The sequence below is a fragment of the Streptomyces sp. NPDC001393 genome (assembly GCF_053597455.1).
This window is the reverse complement of record NZ_JBSFIH010000061.1, coordinates 1-21,469: the sequence shown is the minus strand read 5'-3', so window position 1 is coordinate 21,469 and position 21,469 is coordinate 1. Positions and strand designations below refer to the sequence as shown.

The following is a 21,469-nucleotide window of genomic DNA, read 5'->3' as shown; positions in this document are numbered from 1 at the left end:
TGACAACCATGCCCAGCGCTCACAACGCCGTGAACGACACAGGCACCTCGACAAGGCCGGGCGGCCTGCGCAAGATCGTCGCGGCCAGCCTCATCGGCACCACCATCGAGTGGTACGACTACTTCCTCTACGGTTCGGCCGCCGCCCTGGTCTTCGGCCGCGTGTTCTTCCCCGAGTCGGACCCGCTGACCGGCACCCTGCTGTCCTTCCTCACCTATGCCATCGGCTTCGCCGCCCGCCCGATCGGCGCCGTGGTCTTCGGCCACTTCGGCGACCGCCTCGGCCGCAAGAAGCTCCTGGTGATCAGCCTGCTGATGATGGGCCTGTCCACCGCCCTGATCGGCTGCGTCCCCGGCTACGACACGATCGGCGTCGCTGCCCCCCTGCTGCTGACCACCCTGCGCCTGATCCAGGGCTTCGCCCTGGGCGGCGAGTGGGGCGGCGCCGTACTGCTGGTGTCCGAACACGGGGATGCGAACAGGCGCGGATTCTGGGCGTCCTGGCCGCAGGGAGGCGCACCGGCCGGCAACCTGGTCGCCGTCGGAGTGCTCTCCCTGATGACCAGCACGCTCAGCGACGACGCGTTCAACTCCTGGGGCTGGCGGGTGCCCTTCCTGCTCTCCGCCGTGCTGGTCATGATCGGTCTGTGGATCCGGCTGTCCGTCGACGAGTCCCCGCTGTTCAAGGAAGCGCTGGCCAAGGCAGAGCGGCGCAAGGCGGAGCAGCGGACCGAACAGCTGCCGTTCGTCGCGGTCCTGCGCCACCACTGGCGGGACATCCTGGTCGCGATGGGCGCGCGGATGGCCGAGAACATCTCGTACTACGTGATCACCGCCTTCGTCCTCACCTATTGCGTCGACCACCTCAAGATCGACAAGCAGACGTCACTGAACGCGGTTCTCATCGGCTCGGCCGTGCAGTTCTGCCTGATCCCGCTGTTCGGCGCGCTCTCCGACCGGGTCGGCCGCAAGCCGGTGTACCTGGTGGGGGCGGTCGGTGTCGGCCTGTGGTCCTGGGCGTTCTTCGCGCTGCTGGACACCAGGTCGTTCCCCGCGCTCGTGCTGGCCGTCACCGCCGGGCTGATCTTCCACAGCGCCATGTACGCGCCGCAGGCGGCGTTCTTCTCCGAGCTGTTCGCCACCCGGATGCGCTACACCGGCGCCTCCATCGGCGCCCAGCTCTCCTCGGTGGCGGCCGGCGCCCCGGCCCCGCTGATCGCCACCGCGCTCCTCGGCTCCTACGGCAACTCCACCCCGATCTCGGTGTACGTCAGCCTGGCCGCCCTGATCACCGTGATCGCCGTCGTCGCCGCCCGCGAGACGCGCGGCCAGGACCTGGCCGCGATCGACCCTGACGACTCCGCGGTACGGCCGGCCCCGGACCAGCAGACGACCGCGTCCGCCTGACGGCCCCGCGACACCGACCGGCCGGAGGGCCGGATCCCACGCCTCTCACCGGCTGAGGAGGGCTGGGTCCTGCCCGCAGGGGCAGGACCCCAACCTCCTCAGCCGTGCACCCATTTCACCACCCACCGACCTCGCAACGGTTGCCCGCCCATGTCGCACACGCCCGCCTCCGTCACCCCCCATCTACGCCGACTGCTCGAACTCCTCGCCGCGGGCGCACCCGCCGAGGACCTCGGCGCCGTCGCCGTCGACGCCCGCCGCACTGGTGCCGCCGCCCAGGATCTCGCGGAACTCGAGCAGGCCACCGAAGCGGCGCTGCGCGTACAGAGCACACTCAGGCAGCACCGGCGCCGGGAGGCGGAGCTGACCGCGCTCTTCGACACCGCGGGCGACCTCGCGGCGCTGCGCGACCTCGACGCCGTGCTCCGCTCCATCGTCCGGCGAGCCCGAATGCTCCTGGGCACCGACACGGCCTACCTCACGCTGCCCGACGAGGAGGCCGGGGACACCTACATGCGAGTCACCGACGGCTCGGTGTCGGAGCTGTTCCAGAGCCTGCGCCTTCAGCTGGGCGAGGGTCTGGGCGGTCTGGTGGCGCAGACAGCCCGCCCCTACGCCTCCCCGGACTACCGCACCGACGACCGCTTCCTGCACACCGGCAGCATCGACGCAGGTGTTCTCGACGAGGGCCTGGTCGCGATTCTCGGCGTACCCCTGCTGCTGGGGTCGGGAAGCGGCGGCCAGGTCATCGGGGCACTCTTCGCCGCGGACCGCACGCCGCGCACCTTCGCCCCGGACGAGGTCGCCCTGCTGTGTTCGCTGGCCGACCACGCCGCCATCGCCATCGACACCGCGAAGGCCATGTCCGACGCACGGATCGCGCTTGCCGAGCTGGCCGAGGCCAACGCCGTGATCCGGGAGCACTCCGCCGCCATGCAGCGTGCCGAGGAGTCCCATGACCGGCTCACCGACCTGGTGCTGCGCGGCGGTGACGTCTCGGACGTGGCCACCGCCGTGGCCGCTCTGCTGAAGGGGCACGTCGCGGTCCACGACAGTTCCGGATGGCCGCTCACCGCGGTCGGCGAGCACGGCGGCGCGTTCGCCAGGACCCCGGAGGACACCGGCAATGCCGAGGAGGCGGCGGCGCTGGTCGAGGCAGCGAGGAGGTCACGCGCGGCCGCCCACGCGGTGTTCCGCGACGGCCGGTGGGTCTGCGCGGTGCTCGCCGGGCAGGAACTGCTGGGCTCTCTGGTCCTGTACGGGCGGCCCGATCTGGACGGCCCCGACCGGCGCCTGTTCGAGCGGAGCAGCGTCGTCACCTCCCTGCTGCTCCTGCTGAGGCGTTCGGTCGCGGAGACCGAGAACCGGGTCCGCGGCGACCTGATCACCGATCTGCTCACCGCACCCGACCGCGACCCGGCCGGCCTGGTGGCCCGCGGCCGCCGCCTCGGCATCGACCTCGACCGGCCCCACATCCTGCTCGTCGCCCGGACCGGCGACGCGGCCCGGCATCGACTCGCCGACGCCGCCGTGCAGTACTTGTTCGGGTGCGGCGGCGTCAGCGCGGAACACGACAGCGCCGTCGTGCTGCTGCTCCCGTGCGACGGCACCGCGCCCGGTGAGGCGGCCGGCGTCGCCGCCGGGCAACTCGGCCGGCTGACCGACGCGCCGGTCACGGTGGCCGGCGCCGGACCGGCCGCCGGACCGCGGGCCATCGCCGACGCGCACGACGAGGGACTGCGCTGTCTGCGCGCCCTACAGGTGCTCGGCCGCGACGGGCACGGGGCGAGCGTCGCCGAACTCGGCTTCATGGGCGTGCTGTTGGGCGACCGTCATGACGTGGACGGCTTCGTCACCGCCGCGTTGGGACCGCTGCTGGAGTACGACGCCCAGCGCGGCACCCAACTCGTCCGCACCCTGAGCGCCTACTTCGGCTGCGGCGGGAGCCTGACCCGGGCGAAGGAGGAACTACACGTGCATGTGAACACGGTCGTGCAGCGGCTGGACCGCATCCAGGCGCTGCTCGGCCCCGACTGGAACACCCCCGAGCAGGCCCTGGAACTCCAACTCGCCCTGCGCCTGCATCTGCTGTCGGGCGCATGACCGCCGGCCGGACCGCGCGCCATGGCCCGCCCATGCCGGCCGGGCCAACGGCCGCTCGAGAGGGGCGTCGTGCCCGGACCGGCCCCCTGCGGGCGCTCGCGGGGCATCGCGCCGTGCGGCGTCGGTCCCGGAGGGGATCCGGCGTGCTCACTGCGACGGCCTGCTACCCGGCCCTTCGGTTCCTGCCGCACCGGCCGCGGCCAGCAGGTGCTGTGCCACGACCCGGGCGCCCTCGTCGCCGACGAGGATCGTGTAGTGGTTGGTGCCGGGTACGAGTCGGGTGCGCACCAGGTGGGGGTCGAGGCCGGCGGCGGCGAGCCGCTGCTCGTCGTACAGGCCCTGCGGCTCGTCCATCAGACCGCGTTCCGCCCACAGCAGTACGGCCGGACGGGGCAGCCGGTGCACCGCGCCCGACACCTCCGTACCGAGTTGGTCCACGCCGTCGGTGCGCACTGCCTCGAGGCTGCAGGAGGAGCGCAGTTCGGGCTCCTTCCCCACCAGGTCGCGCTGGATGTAGGCGTCCACCCACGGCGACCAGGAGCCGGCGAAGGCTGGATGCCGCTGCCAGAAGGCCCGGTAGGCCGCCCGGTCCGGAAACGCCATCGACAACCGTCGCATGGCCGGGCCGAGCACCGAGGTGATCAGCTCGTCGGGGTCCAGGCCGACCGGAACGGGGAAGCCCACACCGCCGTCGATCAGCAGCAGAGCCGACAGCAGGTGCGGGTGGCGCACCGCGGTCAGGGCCGCGGTGAAGGCCCCCATGGAGTGGCCGGTCAGCACCACCCGTTCAACGCCCAGGGTGTCCACCACGGCGGCCATGTCGTCGGCGTGGACCGCGATGCCGTAGGGGCCGGGCACGCGTCCGCTGCGGCCCCGGCCGCGCAGGTCGGGGGCCACCAGGGTGACCCGGCCGGCCAGGTGGTGGGCGACGCGCGCCCAGCTCAGGCCGTTGGCGGTGATGCCGTGCAGCGCCAGTACCACCGGCGCGCCCGGGTCGTCGGCAGGCCAGCGCGACACGGCCAGCTCGCCGCCGCGCACCGGCACATGAAGCTCGTCGTAAGCGGGGACCGCGGCGTCCTGGCGGGCCGCCGTCGTGTCGTTTCGCGGAGTGCGGCTCATGGCTGGAGGACCTCCTCGCGGTCGGCGGCGCGGGACGTGCGGGCGACGGTGCGCAGCCGGGCCGGCAGCCGCGCCACGCCGCCGGGCAGCAGGTATATCACCGTGACGAACAGGGCACCGAGCAGGAACAGCGGCTGCGAGAGCGGCACCCGCAGCACGGAGGGCAGGCCGGTGACCGCGCCCGAACCGGCCAGGTCGCCGAGCCGGTGGTCGGCCCAGGTGTAGACGATGCCGCCGATCAGTGGGCCCCACCGGGTGCCCGAACCACCCAGCACCACCATCACCAGCAGCGACAGGGTGAAGTCGGAGGTGGTCGTCTGCGGAGTGGCACCTCCGGTCAGCAGCAGGTACACGATGCCGCCGAGCGCGGCCAGGGTGCCGGCCAGGACGAACGCGGCCAGTTTGAAGCCGTACGGCCGCAGGCCCAGCACCTCCACGCGGCGTTCGTTCTCCTTGATGCCCTCCCAGACCCGGCCGATGGGCGAGCGGACCGTCCACTGCACGACGGCCAGCACGAGCACGAGATAGGCCAGGGCGATCCAGTACAGGTTGGCGGTGTGCTCGATGCCGACCAGTGAGGCGGGCAGCCGGTCGGCGGGCGCGGCTCTGCCCTCCTCGCCACCGGTGACGCCTCCGGGGTCGCGCTGCACGAGGATCGACCCGGCCTGTGCGAAGGCGAGGGTCACCATGGAGAACCCGATGCCGCTGACCCGCAGGCCGACCGCGCCCAGCAGGGCGGACAGCGCCACGCCCGCGAGCAGGCCGAGCAGGGCGGACACCGCGAACGGCAAGCCCGCCTCCAGCATGACGGTGTTGGTGACGTAGGTACCGGTGGCGAAGTAGAGGGCGTGCCCGAAGGACAGCAGTCCGGTGCGGCCGAGCAGCAGGTCGTAGCCGGTGGCCAGGGCGCCGAACACCAGGCACAGAGCGAGCAGTTGGAGGTTCCCGGGACTGCCGAGGGGACCGTCCAGGAGACCCGGCAGCGGCAGCGCGCTGTAGGGCACGGTGAAGAGCACGACGAGCAGCAGGGCAGGCCACCAGCGGGTGGCGCGCCGCAGCCGTTGGGAGCGGGTGGCGACGGTGTGGTCCGCTGTGCGGGCCCGGCCGCGCGGCTGGGTGGCGGTGGTCATGCGAGCCTCCCGGTGAGCCCACGCGGCCGGACGAGCAGCAGGGCGGCGAGCAGGACGACGACGGCGAGGTCGCCGAGCCCGGCGGTGGTGTAGTAGTTGGCGAACTGCTGGACGAGGCCCACGGCGACCGAGGCCAGGGCGGCGCCGGTGAGCGAGCCCATGCCGCCCGTCACGACGACCACGAAGGCGAAGACGAGCAGCGAGGTGCCCTGTTCGGGGTCCACCGAACCGAAGTAGAGGCCGCCGAGGGCACCGCCGAGGGCCGCCGCCGCGCCGCCGATGGCGAAGACGAGCGTGAATGCCTTGCGCACGTCGATGCCTAGCGCGGTGACCATCGCCCGGTCCTCCACCCCGGCGCGGACGACGAGTCCGTGCCGGGTGCGGCCGAGGAACAGCTTGAGCGCGGTCAGCACCACGAGCGCGGCGGCGATCAACACCAGGCGGTTGAGCGGCACTTCGGCGCTCAGCAGGCCGAAGGTGCCGGACAGTGCCTTCGGCCCGGGGAAGGTCCGCGCGTCGGATCCCCAGATCGCGGACAGCAGGGCCGGCACGGCCAGGCCCACGCCCACCGTCGCGAGGATCTGCTCGCGGGGGCGGCTGTAGAGCGGCCGGATCACGGTGAGTTCGAGCAGCACGGCGGCGACGGTGCCCACCGTGGTGCCGAAGACGACGGCAAGGGCGAATCCCGCGCCGCCGGGGCCGGCGCCGGGCAGGTGGCCGGAGGCGGCCCACCAGGTGCCGTAGGCGCCGACGGACAACAGGGCTCCGTGGGCGAAGTTGAGCACGTCCATCAGCCCGAAGATCAGCGACAGGCCGGAGGCGATCAGGAAGTACAGGGCGCCCAGGCCGAGCCCGGTGCAGGTGAGCAGCACGACGGTGGACATCAGGCGTCTGCCTCCGTGGTCCGGGCGGCGAGGGGCGCCGCGGTGGGAACGGACGGGCCTGCGGGCCCCGTTGCGGTGCCGCCGTGGCCGGCGCTGCCGACACCGAGCAGCCGACGGGCCGCCTCGGCGTCGGCGAGCAGGTCGGCGGCCGGGCCCCGGTGCGCGGTGCGGCCGTCGGCGAGGACGACGCAGTGACGGGCGAGACGGCGCACCACGGCGAGGTTCTGCTCCACGAGCAGCACCGGCACCGCCTCGGCGGCCCGCTCCAGCACCTGGGCGACCTCGGTGACCACCTTGGGCGCCAGGCCCTTGGTGGGCTCGTCGGCGATGATCAGCCGGTTTTCGTTGAGGAGGGTCCGGGCGATGGCGACCATCTGCTGCTGGCCACCGGACAGGGTGCCCGCGGCCTGCCGGGCGCGTCGTCGCAGCTCCGGGAACAGCTCGTACACCAGGTCGTAGGCCGGTGTGCCGGCGCCCGGTCGCTCGGCGAGGCGCAGGTTCTCGGCCACGGAGAGGGTGGCGAACACGCCGCGGTCCTCGGGGGCGTAGCCGATGCCCCTGCGCACCAGGGTGTGGGTGGCCAGCCGTACGGTCTCCTCGCCTGCCAGCAGCACGCTGCCGGTGCGCGGGACCAGACCGAGGATGCCGCGTACGGTGGTCGTCTTTCCGGCGCCGTTGCGGCCCAGCAGCGCGGTGGTGCCGGAGGCGGCCACCTCCAGGTCGACGCCGTGCAGGATGTGCCTGCCGCCGATCACGACTCGCAGATCGCTGACGGTGAGCAGGGGTGCCGGGGCGGGGGTCACAGCTCCTCCCCGAGGTAGGCCTGTTGCACGGTGGGATCGGCCATCACGGCGTCCGGGGTGTCCAGCGCCAGCAGCGTGCCGTGATGCATCACGGCCAGCCGGTCGGCCAGGTCCAGCAGGACGTCCATGTGGTGCTCGACCATGAGCACGGTGCGTCCCTCCTCCTTGTGCAGCGACCGGATGAGGTCGGTCAGCGTGGGCACCTCCTCGGCGCTCACGCCCGCCATCGGCTCGTCCAGCAGCATCAGCCGGGGCTCGCCTACCAGCAGGACCGCGAGTTCGAGCTTGCGCTTCTCGCCGTGCGAGAGGGCGTCGGCGCAGGTGTCGGCGCGGTGCGCGAGCTGCGTGCGTGCCAGCACCCGGTCGACCTGCTCCGGGTAGGTGTCGGCGCGTCGCCAGACCCGGTACGACCCTCCACGGGCGGCCTGGGCCGCCAGCCCCACGTGGTCGGCGACCGTCATGCCCGGCCACAGGCTGGAGGTCTGGAAGGTCCGCCCGAGGCCGCGCCGGGCCCGGGCGTAGGCGGCCTCGGCGGTGACGTCGCGGCCGTCCAGTTCGATGGTGCCCCGCGAGACCGGGCTGAGGCCGCTGACCAGGTTGAACAGGGAGGTTTTGCCTGCGCCGTTGGGGCCGATGAAGGCCAGGAACTCGCCTTCACGGACGTCGAAGGACACCGAGTCGACGATGGTCGCGCCGCCCACCGTCCAGCCGATGTCGCGCAGCCGGAGCACCGGCGCCGGGGAGGTGCGGGCCTGCCTGGCGTCCGGAGCGCCCGCGGCGCTCGGTGACGTCGTGTTCGAGGAGGACATCCGCTCAGCCCGCCGTCTTCGTGGCCGGTGGTGCGACCTGTGTCATCGGGATGCTGTCGATCAGCTCGGGGCGGGCGGCCTTGTCGCTGCCCTTGAGGCGGGCCGTGAACATCGGCTGCAGCAGGGCGTGGTCCGCCGCGCGGATCTGCTCCTTGCCCTTGGGCCCGTCGAAGGTCCAGCCCTGAAGCGCCTTGACCATGGCGGCGGTGTCGGTCGCGCTGCCCGACTCGATCGCGTGCACGATCATCTGGGCGGCCGTGAAGCCGTCGGGGCTGAACAGGTCGGGGGTGCCGCCGGCCTGGGTGATGCCGTCGAGCATGGCCTTCTCCACGGAGTTGCCGCCCCCGGCGCCAGGGAAGTAGTGCGCGAGGAAGGCGACCTTGGAGCCCGCCGTACCGAAGATCGGGTAGGAGGCGGTGCCTGCGAGTCCGGTGACGACCTTGCTCGCGTCCAGCACGCCCTGCTGGTCGAGCGCGGTCCACAGGGCGGGAGCGGTGGCGCCCGCCCAGGCGACGAACACCAGGTCCGGCTTGCCGGCCCTGGTCTGGCGGGCGAAGGGGGTGAGGTCGGTGGCGCTGGGCGGGGCGAGTACGGAGCCGACGTGCGCGCCCTCCTTACCGAGGACGGCCTTCACCGCGGCCACGTTGGCCTGTCCGAACGCCGAGTTCTGGGCGAGCACGGTGACCTTCTTGCCCTGGGCGTCGCCGAGCAGGGTGCCGGCGGTGAGGATGTCCTGGTAGGACTGGCGGCCCGAGCGGAAGGTGTAGGCGTTGACGCCGGTGACCGCGTCGGTGGCGGCCGGACCGCTGACGTACAGCACCTTGTTCTGCGCGGCCAGCGGCGCCATCTGCAGGGCCACACCGGAGTCGGTGGTGCCAGCGAGGATCTTGTAGCCCTCGCCGACGAGGGTCTTGGCCGCGGCGACGGCCTTCGCCGGGTCGCCCGCGTCGTCCTGTTCCATCACCTGGATCGGGTGGCCGCCGGCCTTGTTCGTCCCGTGCGTCGCGTAGGTGAGGCCCGCCTTGAAACCCTCCTCGTACTGCTGGCCGTAGGCGGCGAGGAGTCCGCTGCGGGAGTAGACCAGTCCGACCTTCACCGGGGCGTCCTTGCCGCCCGAGCCGGCGGACGCGGTGCCGGCGGTGCCGGCCGAGGAGCAGCCCGCGACCAGGGCGCCGACCGCGATGAGGGTGAGTGCGCGTACGGATCTGCTTCTGAACCTGTCCGTGAGGCTGGAACGCATGACGATCGGCTCCTGACGGTGTGTCGTGCGTCCGCCGCCGGTTCTCCATCGGCCTCGTCCGTGACGGTGACCGGGTACGCGACGACGGCGGCGCGGTGCGTGGTGGCCGGAACCCTAGGAGCGCCGTACGACCGGCGGCATGTTGTCAGTCACTGCTCTTTGAGGCCGAGTCATGGCATGGGCACACATGGTCCGCTCGTGACGGTACAGGCAAGGCTGAGAAACGGCTGGTCCTGGTCGCGTTGTGGTCGGGCCGGCCGGCGAACGGAACGGACCCCCTGGAGAAGGAAACGGCATGGACAAAGTGATGGCCGCGGCCGCGCAGGCAGTGGCGGACATCCCTGACGGTGCGACACTCGCGGTCGGCGGGTTCGGCCTGTGCGGCATCCCCTCGACGCTGATCGCCGCGCTGGCCGAGACGAACGCGTCCGGCCTGCGGGTCGTGTCCAACAACTGCGGCGTGGACGACTGGGGGCTGGGTCTGCTGCTGCGGGCCGGCCGGATCGCCCGGATGACCTCTTCCTACGTCGGCGAGAACAAGGAGTTCGCCCGCCAGTACCTGGCCGGCGAACTGGAGCTGGAACTGACACCGCAGGGCACGCTCGCCGAGCGGCTGCGGGCCGGCGGCACCGGCATTCCCGCGTTCTACACCCCGGCGGGTGTGGGCACGCAGGTCGAGGAGGGCGGCCTGCCCTGGCGCCACACCGCCGACGGCGGCGTGGCGGTGGCCTCCCCGCCCAAGGAGTCACGGGAGTTCGGCGGCCGCCGCTATCTGCTGGAGGAGGCCATCACCGCCGACTTCGCCCTGGTGCGGGCCGCGGTCGCCGACCGGCACGGCAACTGCCTCTTCCACGCGGCGGCGCGCAACTTCAATCCGCTGTGCGCGATGGCCGGGCGTGTGACCGTGGTGGAAGCCGAACAGATCGTCGCGGCAGGCGAACTGCCACCGGACGCCGTCCATCTGCCAGGCGTGTATGTGGATCGTGTGGTCCCCGCCGACAGCTCGCTGGCCAAGCGCATCGAGCGCCGCACCGTCCGCCCCGCGCCCACCGGCACCCAAGCAGCCGTGTCGCGCGACGACTCCGAAGAGAAGTGACCATGCCCCTCGACCGCGACCAGCTCGCCGCCCGCGCCGCCAGGGAACTGCGCGACGGCCAGTACGTCAACCTGGGTATGGGCCTGCCGACCCTGATCCCCAATCACCTGCCGGACGGAGTGCACGTGGTGCTGCACTCCGAGAACGGCATCCTGGGCGTGGGCCCCTACCCGTACGAAGGCGAGGAGCACCCCGACCTGATCAACGCGGGAAAGGAGACGGTGACCACCATCCCTGGCACGTCGTACTTCGACTCGGCCTTCTCCTTCGGCATGATCCGGGCCGGCCGGATCGACGTCTCCGTGCTCGGCGCCATGCAGGTGCCGGCCCAGGGCGACCTGGCCAACTGGATGATCCCCGGCAAGATGGTCAAGGGTATGGGCGGTGCGATGGACCTGGTCCACGGCGCCCGCCGGCTCGTGGTCGTGATGGAGCACGTCGCCAAGGACGGCAGCCCCAAGATCGTCGAGGAGTTGAGCCTTCCCGCCACGGGTCGCCGTGTGGTGGACCGGGTCATCACCGACCTGGCCGTCATCGACGTCACCGCCGAGGGGCTGCGATTGGTGGAGACCGCTCCGGGCATCACCGTGGAGGAGGTCCTGGCCGCAACCGGCGCCGAACTTCTGGTCGACACGACGGTGGAGGCGCGGGCTCCCGCTCCCTGACACGATGATCCCGGAGAGCCGATGCAGCCGGGCGCCCGTCCCTGGCCCGGCGATTCGGGAGACGGGCGTCTGCTCCTGCACGGTCAGCACCGAGTGCCGGGGCAGTCCCTCCTCCATCGGCGAGTTCCCCAAGCTTGGCTTCGTACATGGCAAGGAGTAGTGCTCCGACAGCAGTTCGGGCGCCACCGAGGACGCCGGCCCCTCTCGGATGCTCACGGCTTCGGGAGGCGCCGCGGACGCTCGGGAGGCGGCGACTGTGCTCCAAGCGTCTAAGGACGGTCACCGGCTGAGGACAAAGGCGCTGGCTACGGGCGTAGGCAGCGGTCGGTCACGGCCGCGCTGTCGCCGACCGCCACCTCCCGGACCAGAGGCGCCTTCGCCACTCGCGTACAGAGCCGCCCGGTGGTTTCGGATCCAACCGCGCAGGCCGCCCGGTGCACGCCGCGGACAGCGGGCATCTCGCGATGCCAACGAGGACTGACGGGCTCGGCACTGACGGTCAGCAGTCCCGCGAAAAGGTCGCGGGGCCCTCGAACCGGCCGTACTGTCGCAACACCACGGCTCCACCGGGGCAATCCGCAACAGCGAGGCCGGCCGTCAGCCGTCGACCAGCCGACCTCACCACTTGAACTCCGTTCGAATTCTGAGCTGGGTGCCAACACCGCCCCGTCGGGCTGTCATGTCATTCCCAGCTCAGAAGCAGGCACTCAGGCTCGACGGTAGCTGTCGACCGGGCCGCCCCAGCCGCCGGGAGGCCCGTCAAAGTCGATCACGAGCGAGGAGCCGTCCGGGTCCACCTTCAGGTGCCCCAGGCCGCGCCCGCCGTCCTTGCCGCCCTGGCACGTGTAGGTGATGGTCGCGGATTCCTGGCCGCCCTTCTTCGCCGGCACGAAGGTGCCCGTGCACGAGAGCTTCGCGCCCTTGGCTGTGGCCTTGCCGTGCTTGATGACCAGGGTGTCCAGCGTTGAGTCGTCGGGGGTAGCGATGTATTTCCAGGTGCCGGCCGCTCGTTCGAGGAGCGTGCCGTGAGACGCGGCTGCCCCGGCCTGCTTTCCCGCCACGCCAGTGGTGGCATGTGCCGTGCCGTCTGGCGTCTTCCCACCCGCGCTCTTGCTACTGCACCCGGTGGCCATCACGACCACCGCAAGCGTTGCGGCAGCTATCCATCGCGCCTTGCGCACAACAACATCCGTTCTCTCTTTGCGTCTTTACAACCCGAAAACGTAACAGATGCCTGCGGGCGAGCCGAACCTGCTCTCCACTGCCTGCGGTTCGCCAAGTTGACGCTGCGCCTGTGTGCCCGAGGGGCTGCGGTGCCGCCTTCGATCCGTACCCGGATGTTGACCTTGCCCGAGCGGACGTACCCGCAGACGGAGTCGTCGGCTGAGACCGGGGTTGATGACCGGCACGAACTCTCCCCCGGAAACGGGGACTTCAACTGTCGCCAGCTGTTCCCCGGCTGCGATTGAAGTCCTCCCAGGCCTGCCGCTGGATCTCCTCCGGATTCGCGAGGAGCTCCTCCAGGGGCTCCGCGGCCTCGGAAGAGGGAGGGGGCAGGTGGGTCAGCGTGTCGTAGAGGTACGCGCAGGCTTCGGTCTCAGTGCCGAAGCGCCGCATGACACTGTCCTGGGAGCGTTGGCGCAGGCCGACGGTCCAGGCGTCCGCCTCACGGCGCAGGAAGTAGTAGGCGTCGAGTTGGATGGGCACGTCGTGGACACCGGCAATCTCGTAGAGGGCCTCGGGAACGGCCGCCTCGCGGAGTCTTTCGACGAGTTCTGCGCTGTCCATGAGGTCCGTCCCTTTTCGTTCCCCAGCGGTGGCCCGACCGGGTGGGTCCCGCGGCCACCCCGGGCATGGTTTTCGTCAGGTGGGGATTTCCACCAGCTTGTGATGGTCGACAAGCGTGGGGATGGTGTCCGTCGAGTAGTACTGGAGGCCCAGTCCGGGCTGGCCGAACCAGGGCCGGATCGGGCCGGCCTCGACGGTGAACGGCTGAGTGACCCGGTAGAGGTGGTAGCTGTACGGGCAGTACTCGACGTACTGGTCAAGGTTGCTCGGCGGGATCGCGCGCTTGGCGTACGGCGTGCCCGCGGGGGCGAGGAAGTTGCCGTGGCCGCTGCCGAAGAGGTCCACCAGCTGGCCCTTGCGGAGTGTCAGGGGGTGCTCGACCGGTTTGCCGTTCTTCAGCACGAAGCCGTGGTTGTCGGGATACCACCAGCCCATTTTCCCCGTCGCGGGGTCCGTCTCCCAGTAGCAGGCGAGGAACGTGTTGGCGGAGGTGTGGTCCGTGCGCTGATAGCCCTTCAGCATCTTGCCGAGCGGCCCTGACCGGGGGAGGTATGTGGGCCCCAGCCGCCAGTCGCTGCGGTAGTAGGGCATGTACTGCTTTGTGGGGGCGGAGCTGGGTCCGCGGTCGCGGTGCGTGGTCGGGCAGTGAGCCTTGTTCCCCGCATGGGCGTGGTCGACGTGGGCCGTGGCCGGGGAGGTGCCGATCAGCAGGAGGAGCGATGCGACAGCGCTCCCCACGAAGGCGCGCGGTACGCGCATTCGGTGTCCCTTTCTCTTCCGGCGCCAACTGGGCGCCGCGTGGGGGCGGGCAACGGAGTTCGGTGACCAGCTGCCCGCCTCGTGGTGTGACAGGGATCAGTTCATGCGTGGCATGCGCACGAGGGGCGAAGGCGTGGCAGATAGTCACTCGAACCGATGATCGGAATTCCTCGGACAGTCGTACGGAGGGGTGATGCCCGGTCGGCCGAGGGGCACCCTGATGTGGCCGCGGGCGGGGGAGACAGTCAGTCGCGGGTCACCGGCCGGTCGATGCGGTAGAGGTAGTGGGTTCGGTCATCGACCGGGTTGTCGGGCTCCAGATTTCCGACCCCGACCCGGCGCAGTCCGGCGCGCTCGAGTGCCCGCCAAGAAGGGCGATTGGCTGCCACCACGGGGACGAGAACGCATGGGGCGGCCGGGTGTTCGGTCCAGGTTTGCATGATGATGGAGTGGATCATCGCCGTCCCGATGCCCTGACCGGTCTGGTGGGGATCGCCGATCAGGTAGTCGATGGTCATCGTGCCGTCAGGTACGGGGACGATGGCGGCCAGCTCGGTCAGGTACTCGGGGTAGTCCTGCAGGCGCGAACGCTGTACGAGACCGACTGGTCGGCCGTCGAGGAAGACGAGGAGGTCCTCCGAGGGCTCCTCACCCCGGGCAGCGGGACCGAAGTCGCGTGCCACCGCTTCCGCTGTCGTCTCGTGATTCCACCAACGCTTCACGTGGGGCTGCTGGAGCCACATCCGCAGCAGAGGGAAGTCCTGCTCCTCGATCCGACGCCACGTGATCTCCATGAGACCCCTCCGGGAATGCTCACTATTCCTCGCAGCGCGTGCTGCGCTTCCCCGGCCACCTCGGTCGACTCCGCATCCAGCTCGACCACCCTTGGGCCGATCTCGTCCTCCCTGCGCACCAGTCTGACCCGTGCGGGACACCCGCCGCCGCCCGATTTCCGCCCGGACCGCGGAGACGGAGGAATCACCGGCTTTTGAGGGCATCAGCGGCCCCGACGCCTCCTGGCGGCGCCGCTGCAGGTCAGCGACGGACTCAGCGCACCTCGCCGGTCGTGCACAGTAGGCGGCCGGCAAGACGAGTCGGCCGCCGGGGGCGGTGGTGTCCAGGTTCTCTCGGTGCGCACCAGCGGCTCGGCGACGACCGTGTCCGCGTCCTGCGTCGGCTCCTGAGTGAACGTCATGGCCCAGGGCGCGAAATCCCCTTGCTCAATGGTCAAGGATCGTTGACCATTGTTCGCATGCCTACCGATGATCTTCCCGAGACGTTTCACGTCACCACGGACGAGCAGCTACGCGCCGTCTCCAATCTCACGCGTCACCGGATCATGGCCGTGCTCCGCTTCGAGCCCGCGACGATCACGCAGATCGCCGAGCGAGTGGGCCTTGCGAAGGGGAGTTCCAGCTACCACGTGCGGCTGCTGGAACGGGTCGGCCTGGTGAAGGTGGTACGGACGCGGAAGGTCCGGGGCGTCACCGAGCGGTACTACGCGATGGCCGCACGGTCGATCGAGCTGCCGGACCCCGGGGTGGGGCAGCCCGATGTGCTGATGCGGCACGCGGTGACGGACCTGGAGGCGTCGCCGGCGGATGGCGAGCGGCATGTGCGGATGGCGCATCTGCGACTCACCGACGAGCAGTTCGCGCAACTGGGGGCGCGGCTGCAGGCACTGGCGGACGAGTACCGGGAGCTGTCCGATCCGTCGCTGCCGGATGCGTCACTCGTCTTCGCACTGTTCCACCCGGCACCGCGCGAGCAGGCCGAAAGGGGCGCCAAGTGACCTCAGACGTTCGGAGGTTGCCGACCGGATTCGGACGGCTGTGGACTGCGCAGACGGTGTCCTCGCTCGGTGACGGGGTGTCGCATGCCGCGCTGCCGCTGCTCGCGTTGACGTTGACGCGGGATCCGATGGCGCTCGCCGTCGTCACGGCCGCCGGGACGCTGCCGTGGCTGCTCTTCGGGGTGCTCGGTGGTGCGCTGGTGGACCGCTGGGACCGTCGGCGCACGATGTGGGTCATGGACGCGGCGCGTGCGGTGCTGCTCGCGATACCGGCGGCAGCGGCCGCGCTCGACGTGCTGAGCATTCCACTGCTCGCGGCGGTCGCCTTCCTGCTCGGCCTCGGCGGACTCTTCTTCGACACGGCCGCCACGGCCTATCTGCCGGATCTGCTCGGCCGCAACCCCGCACTTCTGGAGCGCGCCAACTCCCGCCTGCGCGGATCCCAGACCGCCGCGTCCGGCTTCGCGGGGCCGCCTGCGGGCAGTGCCCTGCTCGCGCTTGGGCGGGCGGTTCCGCTGCTCGCCGACGCGGTGTCGTTCGCGCTCTCCGCACTGCTCGTACGGTCGCTGCCCGCCGCACCCCAGCCCGTACCGCAGGCCCGTGAGTCGCTGCTGCGGCAGGCGCGGGCCGGGGCCTCGCATGTCTTCCAGGACCGGGTGCTGCTCGGCCTCGCGCTCCGCCCGGCGGTCGGGAACATCGCCTTCCTCGCCGTGGAGACCGTACTCGCTCTCTTCGCGCACGACCGCCTCGGCATCGACACCTACGGCTTCGGCCTGCTCCTCACGGCGGAGGCCACCGGCGGCCTGCTCGGCGCGGGCATCGCCTCCTACCTTGGCCGACGACTCGGCACCGGCACCGCATTGACCTGCACAGCCGCAGTCGAGGGACTCGCCATCCTGGGCCTTGCCGCCGCCGCGAACCCGTACGTGGCCGGCCTCGCACTCGCCGTCTGCGGGGCCGGAATGGGCGCCACGATGGTGCTCGGGCCCTCCCTCCGGCAGGCGATCGTCCCGGCCCACCTCATGGGCCGGGTCGCCTCCACCTCCCGCATGCTGGCCATGTGCGCCGCCCCCATCGGGGCCTTCCTGGGCGGCTGGCTGGCCACCACCTACGACGTCCGCACTCCGCTCTACGCAGCCGCCGTCCTCCTCCTGGCGATGACGGCCGTCACGGCATCCATGACCAGCAACCGCCGGGTCGAAGCGGCGCTGCGTGCCGCCGCCCCGGCCGGCGGTCCGGACCACCCGGTATCCAAGGATCCCGCCCAGGAGGGTGCCCGCGGGGCATAACGAGTGGCCGGGCCGGTCGGGTGTGCTGGCCGTCAGCCCTCGGCGGCGTCCAGGCGGCGGGTGTTCCACCGGACCACGGCGTTGAGGACCAGGCCGAGAGCGACGAGCTGGTCCGAACTAGCCCAGCATGGCGGTCAGTTGACGTTGCATCTAGCCTCCACCACGGAAAGCAGTTGTGGAGAAGCTGGACAGCTGGGCGTCGTTGGGCGTGTCGCGGACTACGACGGGGTGTCACTCTCGGCTGGTTCCTCCCCACCCGGGCCAGGATTGCCTGTGGGGAGAGGAATGTGCGAGTCTCTTACGTCATCTTTCTGAAAGGGCTGGTCGTGACACTGGGCATGGTTCTCGGCGACTTCTCCTCTCGCGCTTCGACGCGGGGGCGGTAGCCCGACCTGCCCTGACACTCGCGCCTGTGCTGCAGCACAGGCCGTGTCTCCTGCTCCTCGTCGAAGTGCTCTTCGTGCCCCTGCACGTTCCATCACGAGGAGTACATGGTGTCCACGATCCACTGGACCGAAGACCACACTGCCCGATCCGCCCGCTGGCATTCCGAGAGCGCCATGTCGCTTCCCGGACGGGTCGTCGTCGCGGATGACCGTATGAAAGCGGATACCGCCTACCGTCTTGCCTGCAAAGGCACGGCGCTCCTGTGGCGCGGCGACTTCCACAACGCACGGCAGTTACTGCGCGCGATGAGCCGCCGTATCGACCGGAAACTTCCCCGCTCGGGGGACAGCCCGGCTGAGTCCTTCCATCTGCACCGCCAGGCGCGCAGCCACCGGGCACGCGTGCTGAGCAGACTTCTTGTGCTGCTGGAGGACGGCTATTCCCTGGCTCTGCGCAGAGCTCCCGATGTGCGTCAGGCGTGCATCGAGGTGTACGGCTCACCGCACGAAGATGTGGTGGTCTCCTTCACAGAACTGCTGGGCGTAATCGGCGCCCAGCAGTGGCGTGAGAAGGGCGTGGTGGTGCCGGCCATCAACGCCCGCATCCACCCGCACTACGGCGTGTTCTCCCCGATCAGGGGCGAATACGTCGATCTGGTCGCACGGACACCGCTGCCCGCGTCGGTGAACCAGGATGCCGGTCGTCGTACCGCCTTCGACCTCGGCACGGGGACAGGCGTACTCGCCGTCGTCCTGGCCCACCGGGGGCTCGACCACATTGTGGCCACCGACATCAACCCGCGCGCACTGTCCTGTGCCCGCGAAAACGTCCACCGAATGAAGTTCGACGAACGCATCGATGTCATGGGTCCTGACCTGTTCCCCGAAGGCCGCGCCCACCTCATTGTCTGTAACCCGCCGTGGATTCCCTCCCGGCCGACCTCTGCTGTCGAGCAAGGCGTCTACGACCCGAACAGTGCCATGCTCCACGGATTCCTCAACGGGCTGGCTTCCCATCTCGAACCAGGCGGTGAAGGATGGCTCATCCTCTCGGACATTGCCGAACACCTCGGACTCAGGACGCGTCGCGAATTGCTGACCGTCATCCAAGCGGCGGGCCTGCGCGTGGTGGACAAGATCGACACCAGGCCGCGGCATCCGCGAGCTTCGGACACCACTGATCCCCTCCACGCTGCCCGCGCTGCGGAGGTCACATCGCTGTGGCGACTGGCCGGCAGTCGGACGTGAGCTTGTCGGCGGTGGAACGGAAGTCGGGCATGCCGAGGTCGACGGTGGCGTGCCGGGTGGCGAGGTCGCGCATCGCGGCGAGCCGATCGAAGCTCTGGCCCCGGGCATCGACAGGCGATCCCGACTGAAGAGGAGTGGGACGCCTTCCTCGCCCACGTCGAGAAACGGAAGGTGTCCATCGGCACCTGCGCACGCGCCTTCGGGACCCCATACATTCATGGGCACGCTTGCGTCAGATGCTCGCTCCTCCGACCTGACCCGGTCCTATGGGCACGGCTTGCCGACGTCCGCGACAACTTGATCGCCCGAATCACCGAAGCCGCGGCGGAAGGCGGCTCGGCGAGGGCGAAGGTCTCCAGGTCAGCCTGGCCGGCGCCGAGGAGAAGCTCCGCCGGCTCGATCGGGGCCACGGGCAGCATGCGGCCGTAGACCTTGGCATCCCCACCACGCGTCGTGATCGATGAACCCACGATGATTGGCCGCCGCACGGCCCTCAATCAAGATCGAGAGCAGGTTCAATGAAGCGTGCGTCAAAAACCCTTCAGAACACGATCAAGTGCCGCCCGACCTGCAGGTCCCCAGTTCGGCTTGCCGCCGGGAAGCCCCCGATCTCCGTTCTGCCCCATGAGCATCAGGAAGAGGCTCTTCATAGCGGCCAGCCCGCGGGCGCGCCGGATCGCCGCCTCGTCGGCATGCGCGTACATGTCGAAGAACCGTGAGGCCGTGCCCGCGGGTAGCAGCACCCATGCGGCGGCGAGGTCCCACGCTGGATCTCCGGCGAACATGTCGCCGAAGTCGACGATGCCCGAGAGAGTTCCGTCCGAGACGACGACGTTCGCGGGATGGAGGTCGCCGTGCACCCACACCGGAGGGCCCTCCCACGCGTGGGCCGCAACGGCGTCGTCCCAGACGGCCCGGACGTCGGCGGCGATGTCGTCGGGGGCAACGGCCTGGAAGAAGTTCTCGAAGCCGTCCGTGCAGTCCCTGGGATGGGCACCGCGGTCCGTAGCGATCGGCGCCTCGGCGGGTGCCTCCACGTGGAGCGCCTGGAGGAAGCCCGCCAGCGTGTCGGCCGCGTGGTCGCCGCGGCTGATCGAGGCGTGGTCCAGCGGCTCGCCGGGAACCCACGTCATCACGGTCCAGTGCTTGGGGAAGCGCTCGGACGGTTCGCCGAACCGCACCGGGGTCGGCACCGGTAGCGGCAGGCGCGGGGCCAGCACGGGAAGCCACCGCCGCTCCTTGAGCTGGAGCTCCGAGGTGGGGTCGATGCGCTGCATGCGCACGGCCAACTCGTCCCCGAGGCGCCACATCTGGTTGCCCCACCCGCCCGCCACCTCGCGGATGGCCAGCCCTGCAAGGTCTGGATGTTGCTCCTGCAGCAGGTCGCGGACCAGGTCTGCGGTGATCTCGATCTCGGTGTCGGTCATGCGAAGTCACAGTACTGAGGCGGCAGGCGGAGCGGTTCTCGCTCTCCGGCACATCTCGCTGTGTTCCCTCTGACATCACCAATTCGGTTCCAGGCAGCTACGGATCAGAGGCTTCGGGACGGAACGGCCCCAAGGTCCAGAGAAGCTGGCGTATTCGTGGACGCAGGGGGTCCCGAAGTCGCGTGCGCAGACGCCGAGGGCGTTCGACGGGACAGGCCTCGACCCTGCTTCCGTCCTCGACCGGTCGGTGCTCGTCGACCGCGATGTGCGGTGGAACGACAAGCGCTGCGTCAGGACGGAGCATTTCTTCATCGCCCAGTTCACCGCGGAGCAACCATCCCTGGTGCGGACCGGCCTGCTCCCCGACGAGCAGGTCAACCTGGACACACACCTGGATCGCACGGTCCGACCTGGACTCGCTACCGGACCCGGTCGAGCCGCCGCAGTTGCTGACCGTGCTCGGCGCTCTGGTGCCAGACGGCTCGTGGTGTGATCCGCTCAGTGCGTGTTCTCCTTGAAGCACACGACGTAACTCGTCGAGCCGACTTGTGTCAGGGAGCCCGTGGCTCCCTTCACGTCCCAGCAGGAGATGCTGGTGACGGCGTCTTTGATGCGCTTGAGCACTTTGTAGTCGGCGTGCGCATCACCGCAGTCGTGCATCTTGATGTGGGGATCCTTCGCGGTGCCCGTGTTCTCGAAGCAGTCGCCCGCCTGCACGCTGTCGGCGTCATCCGAGCCGCTGCTGAAACCGTTGACCGCGATGGACGCGGCGATGGACGCGACGAGGAGTCCAAGGATGATCCTGTTCCGGATGACTTTGCGGCGGTCAGGCGGGGACACGTCGAGCGGCGGCAGGGTGGCCAAGGAATTCCCCCGGAATCATGGTGGTGCTCTGAGCTGAGCCCCGAACACTAGCCGATGGCGAGCGACGGCACCCAACTCGCCTGCCGAACCTACGGCGCGGTGTCCACCAGATCCTGCCCCAGGGCTTCGCCCCCCCCGAGGTGACCTGTACACCGTGACCGATGTCGAGCCTCGGGAGCCGTGCCTTTCGGATCTTGAAGTGTGGCAGTCGAACGAGGGGCTCATTCAGGCACAGTCGCCGAGTTGGGACGGGCCACGCCGACGGCTCAGCGTGCGGTGTGCCCGGAACGGAGCTCGTCAGTGTCAACCGTCGTCAGCGCCACGGTCAGCGGCACGCCGGTGCCGGCCGCGGCGACCAGCCGCTCACGTACCTCGCGCGGTGTTCGAGGCCGCCAGCCGGGCCCATCACAGCAGCCAGAGTGGAACGTCACACCCGCGTTCAGCAGGGCAGCCAACGTCCGCCACCCAGCGGTGTCCCTCCGCTTCGGCACAGCGAGGTCCTGGCCCGCATCGATCAACTCTCCACCGCAGCGCGGGCATCGGCTTGCCCACGTGCCGCGCTTCTTAGTGGACGTTAAGTCCGTTTCTGGTAGCGGCCTCGTCCGGGCTGGGTGAGGAAGCCTTGACGGAGGAGGCGTCCGAGGCGAGCGCGGGTGACGTT

At 70.3% G+C, this 21,469-nt stretch carries 19 protein-coding genes; 7 read left to right on the top strand and 12 right to left on the bottom strand.

The window, feature by feature from the left end:
- The first annotated feature begins 8 nt into the window (after positions 1-8).
- Complete coding sequence (locus ACWC2T_RS38810; protein WP_450675031.1) at positions 9-1,406, top strand: MFS transporter; 1,398 nt, start codon at positions 9-11, stop codon at positions 1,404-1,406.
- Positions 1,407-1,556: 150 nt separating this feature from the next.
- A complete protein-coding gene (locus ACWC2T_RS38805; RefSeq protein WP_450675030.1) occupies positions 1,557-3,509 on the top strand; it encodes a helix-turn-helix domain-containing protein in 1,953 nt (650 codons plus the stop codon).
- Between the two features lie 147 nt (positions 3,510-3,656).
- On the opposite strand, the gene ACWC2T_RS38800 is transcribed toward ACWC2T_RS38805, so the two are convergent.
- Genes ACWC2T_RS38800 through ACWC2T_RS38775 form a run of 6 tightly spaced genes read right to left on the bottom strand, consistent with a single transcriptional unit; the run spans position 3,657 to position 9,494 of the window.
- Positions 3,657-4,628, bottom strand: a complete 972-nt coding sequence (locus ACWC2T_RS38800; RefSeq protein WP_450675029.1) for an alpha/beta hydrolase — start codon at positions 4,626-4,628, stop codon at positions 3,657-3,659.
- Entirely contained in the window at positions 4,625-5,758 is a 1,134-nt protein-coding gene (locus ACWC2T_RS38795; protein WP_450675028.1) for a branched-chain amino acid ABC transporter permease, read from the bottom strand. Before ACWC2T_RS38795 ends, ACWC2T_RS38800 begins: the two co-directional genes overlap by 4 nt.
- A complete protein-coding gene (locus tag ACWC2T_RS38790; RefSeq protein WP_450675027.1) occupies positions 5,755-6,642 on the bottom strand; it encodes a branched-chain amino acid ABC transporter permease in 888 nt (295 codons plus the stop codon). The genes ACWC2T_RS38795 and ACWC2T_RS38790 overlap by 4 nt, the downstream gene beginning before the upstream one ends.
- Positions 6,642-7,445: an ABC transporter ATP-binding protein gene (locus ACWC2T_RS38785; RefSeq protein ID WP_450675026.1), complete on the bottom strand. Its 804-nt coding sequence runs from the start codon at positions 7,443-7,445 to the stop codon at positions 6,642-6,644. Before ACWC2T_RS38785 ends, ACWC2T_RS38790 begins: the two co-directional genes overlap by 1 nt.
- On the bottom strand, positions 7,442-8,254 hold the full coding sequence (locus tag ACWC2T_RS38780; RefSeq protein WP_450675025.1) for an ABC transporter ATP-binding protein: 813 nt from the start codon (positions 8,252-8,254) through the stop codon (positions 7,442-7,444). Before ACWC2T_RS38780 ends, ACWC2T_RS38785 begins: the two co-directional genes overlap by 4 nt.
- Positions 8,255-8,258: 4 nt before the next feature.
- A complete protein-coding gene (locus tag ACWC2T_RS38775; protein WP_450675024.1) occupies positions 8,259-9,494 on the bottom strand; it encodes a substrate-binding domain-containing protein in 1,236 nt (411 codons plus the stop codon).
- 295 nt (positions 9,495-9,789) lie between these two features.
- Here ACWC2T_RS38775 and ACWC2T_RS38770 point away from each other — a divergent pair, with 295 nt between their 5' ends.
- Both ACWC2T_RS38770 and ACWC2T_RS38765 read left to right on the top strand, forming a co-directional pair.
- Entirely contained in the window at positions 9,790-10,590 is an 801-nt protein-coding gene (locus tag ACWC2T_RS38770) for a CoA transferase subunit A (RefSeq protein ID WP_450675023.1), read from the top strand.
- Between the two features lie 2 nt (positions 10,591-10,592).
- A complete protein-coding gene (locus ACWC2T_RS38765; protein WP_450675022.1) occupies positions 10,593-11,255 on the top strand; it encodes a CoA transferase subunit B in 663 nt (220 codons plus the stop codon).
- Positions 11,256-11,962: 707 nt separating this feature from the next.
- Here the strand turns inward: ACWC2T_RS38765 and ACWC2T_RS38760 are convergent.
- The 4 genes from ACWC2T_RS38760 to ACWC2T_RS38745 form a co-directional block, all read right to left on the bottom strand.
- Positions 11,963-12,436 (bottom strand): hypothetical protein, encoded by a 474-nt coding sequence (locus ACWC2T_RS38760; protein ID WP_450675021.1) that lies wholly within the window; start codon positions 12,434-12,436, stop codon positions 11,963-11,965.
- Positions 12,437-12,689: 253 nt separating this feature from the next.
- Complete coding sequence (locus ACWC2T_RS38755; RefSeq protein WP_450675020.1) at positions 12,690-13,043, bottom strand: hypothetical protein; 354 nt, start codon at positions 13,041-13,043, stop codon at positions 12,690-12,692.
- Positions 13,044-13,118: 75 nt separating this feature from the next.
- Complete coding sequence (locus ACWC2T_RS38750) at positions 13,119-13,802, bottom strand: TNT domain-containing protein (protein ID WP_450675019.1); 684 nt, start codon at positions 13,800-13,802, stop codon at positions 13,119-13,121.
- A 245-nt stretch (positions 13,803-14,047) separates the two neighbouring features.
- Positions 14,048-14,596: a GNAT family N-acetyltransferase gene (locus tag ACWC2T_RS38745; RefSeq protein ID WP_450675018.1), complete on the bottom strand. Its 549-nt coding sequence runs from the start codon at positions 14,594-14,596 to the stop codon at positions 14,048-14,050.
- 458 nt (positions 14,597-15,054) lie between these two features.
- Between ACWC2T_RS38745 and ACWC2T_RS38740 the strand changes: the two genes are divergently transcribed.
- From ACWC2T_RS38740 to ACWC2T_RS38730, 3 genes are all read left to right on the top strand, one after another.
- Positions 15,055-15,594 carry an ArsR/SmtB family transcription factor gene (locus ACWC2T_RS38740; RefSeq protein ID WP_450675017.1) on the top strand — a complete coding sequence of 180 codons (540 nt, stop codon included), beginning with the start codon at positions 15,055-15,057 and terminating at the stop codon, positions 15,592-15,594.
- Complete coding sequence (locus tag ACWC2T_RS38735; RefSeq protein ID WP_450675016.1) at positions 15,591-16,883, top strand: MFS transporter; 1,293 nt, start codon at positions 15,591-15,593, stop codon at positions 16,881-16,883. Before ACWC2T_RS38740 ends, ACWC2T_RS38735 begins: the two co-directional genes overlap by 4 nt.
- Positions 16,884-17,374: 491 nt before the next feature.
- The gene (locus ACWC2T_RS38730) at positions 17,375-18,517 is read left to right on the top strand and encodes a methyltransferase (protein WP_450675015.1); all 1,143 of its coding nucleotides are present in this window, start codon (positions 17,375-17,377) and stop codon (positions 18,515-18,517) included.
- A 530-nt stretch (positions 18,518-19,047) separates the two neighbouring features.
- Here ACWC2T_RS38730 and ACWC2T_RS38725 read toward each other — a convergent pair.
- Complete coding sequence (locus tag ACWC2T_RS38725) at positions 19,048-19,944, bottom strand: aminoglycoside phosphotransferase family protein (RefSeq protein ID WP_450675014.1); 897 nt, start codon at positions 19,942-19,944, stop codon at positions 19,048-19,050.
- 498 nt (positions 19,945-20,442) lie between these two features.
- A complete protein-coding gene (locus tag ACWC2T_RS38720) occupies positions 20,443-20,808 on the bottom strand; it encodes an LppU/SCO3897 family protein (protein WP_450675013.1) in 366 nt (121 codons plus the stop codon).
- Positions 20,809-21,469: the final 661 nt, after the last annotated feature.

What these genes read in the sequence shown, in the direction of transcription:
- ACWC2T_RS38810 (WP_450675031.1), top strand. Translation starts at nt 9, where the DNA reads ATGCCCAGCGCTCACAACGCCGTGAACGACACAGGCACCTCGACAAGG.
- ACWC2T_RS38805 (WP_450675030.1), top strand. Translation starts at nt 1,557, where the DNA reads ATGTCGCACACGCCCGCCTCCGTCACCCCCCATCTACGCCGACTGCTC.
- ACWC2T_RS38800 (WP_450675029.1), bottom strand. Translation starts at nt 4,628, where the DNA reads ATGAGCCGCACTCCGCGAAACGACACGACGGCGGCCCGCCAGGACGCC.
- ACWC2T_RS38795 (WP_450675028.1), bottom strand. Translation starts at nt 5,758, where the DNA reads ATGACCACCGCCACCCAGCCGCGCGGCCGGGCCCGCACAGCGGACCAC.
- ACWC2T_RS38790 (WP_450675027.1), bottom strand. Translation starts at nt 6,642, where the DNA reads ATGTCCACCGTCGTGCTGCTCACCTGCACCGGGCTCGGCCTGGGCGCC.
- ACWC2T_RS38780 (WP_450675025.1), bottom strand. Translation starts at nt 8,254, where the DNA reads ATGTCCTCCTCGAACACGACGTCACCGAGCGCCGCGGGCGCTCCGGAC.
- ACWC2T_RS38775 (WP_450675024.1), bottom strand. Translation starts at nt 9,494, where the DNA reads ATGCGTTCCAGCCTCACGGACAGGTTCAGAAGCAGATCCGTACGCGCA.
- ACWC2T_RS38770 (WP_450675023.1), top strand. Translation starts at nt 9,790, where the DNA reads ATGGACAAAGTGATGGCCGCGGCCGCGCAGGCAGTGGCGGACATCCCT.
- ACWC2T_RS38765 (WP_450675022.1), top strand. Translation starts at nt 10,593, where the DNA reads ATGCCCCTCGACCGCGACCAGCTCGCCGCCCGCGCCGCCAGGGAACTG.
- ACWC2T_RS38755 (WP_450675020.1), bottom strand. Translation starts at nt 13,043, where the DNA reads ATGGACAGCGCAGAACTCGTCGAAAGACTCCGCGAGGCGGCCGTTCCC.
- ACWC2T_RS38750 (WP_450675019.1), bottom strand. Translation starts at nt 13,802, where the DNA reads ATGCGCGTACCGCGCGCCTTCGTGGGGAGCGCTGTCGCATCGCTCCTC.
- ACWC2T_RS38745 (WP_450675018.1), bottom strand. Translation starts at nt 14,596, where the DNA reads ATGGAGATCACGTGGCGTCGGATCGAGGAGCAGGACTTCCCTCTGCTG.
- ACWC2T_RS38740 (WP_450675017.1), top strand. Translation starts at nt 15,055, where the DNA reads ATGCCTACCGATGATCTTCCCGAGACGTTTCACGTCACCACGGACGAG.
- ACWC2T_RS38730 (WP_450675015.1), top strand. Translation starts at nt 17,375, where the DNA reads ATGGTGTCCACGATCCACTGGACCGAAGACCACACTGCCCGATCCGCC.
- ACWC2T_RS38725 (WP_450675014.1), bottom strand. Translation starts at nt 19,944, where the DNA reads ATGACCGACACCGAGATCGAGATCACCGCAGACCTGGTCCGCGACCTG.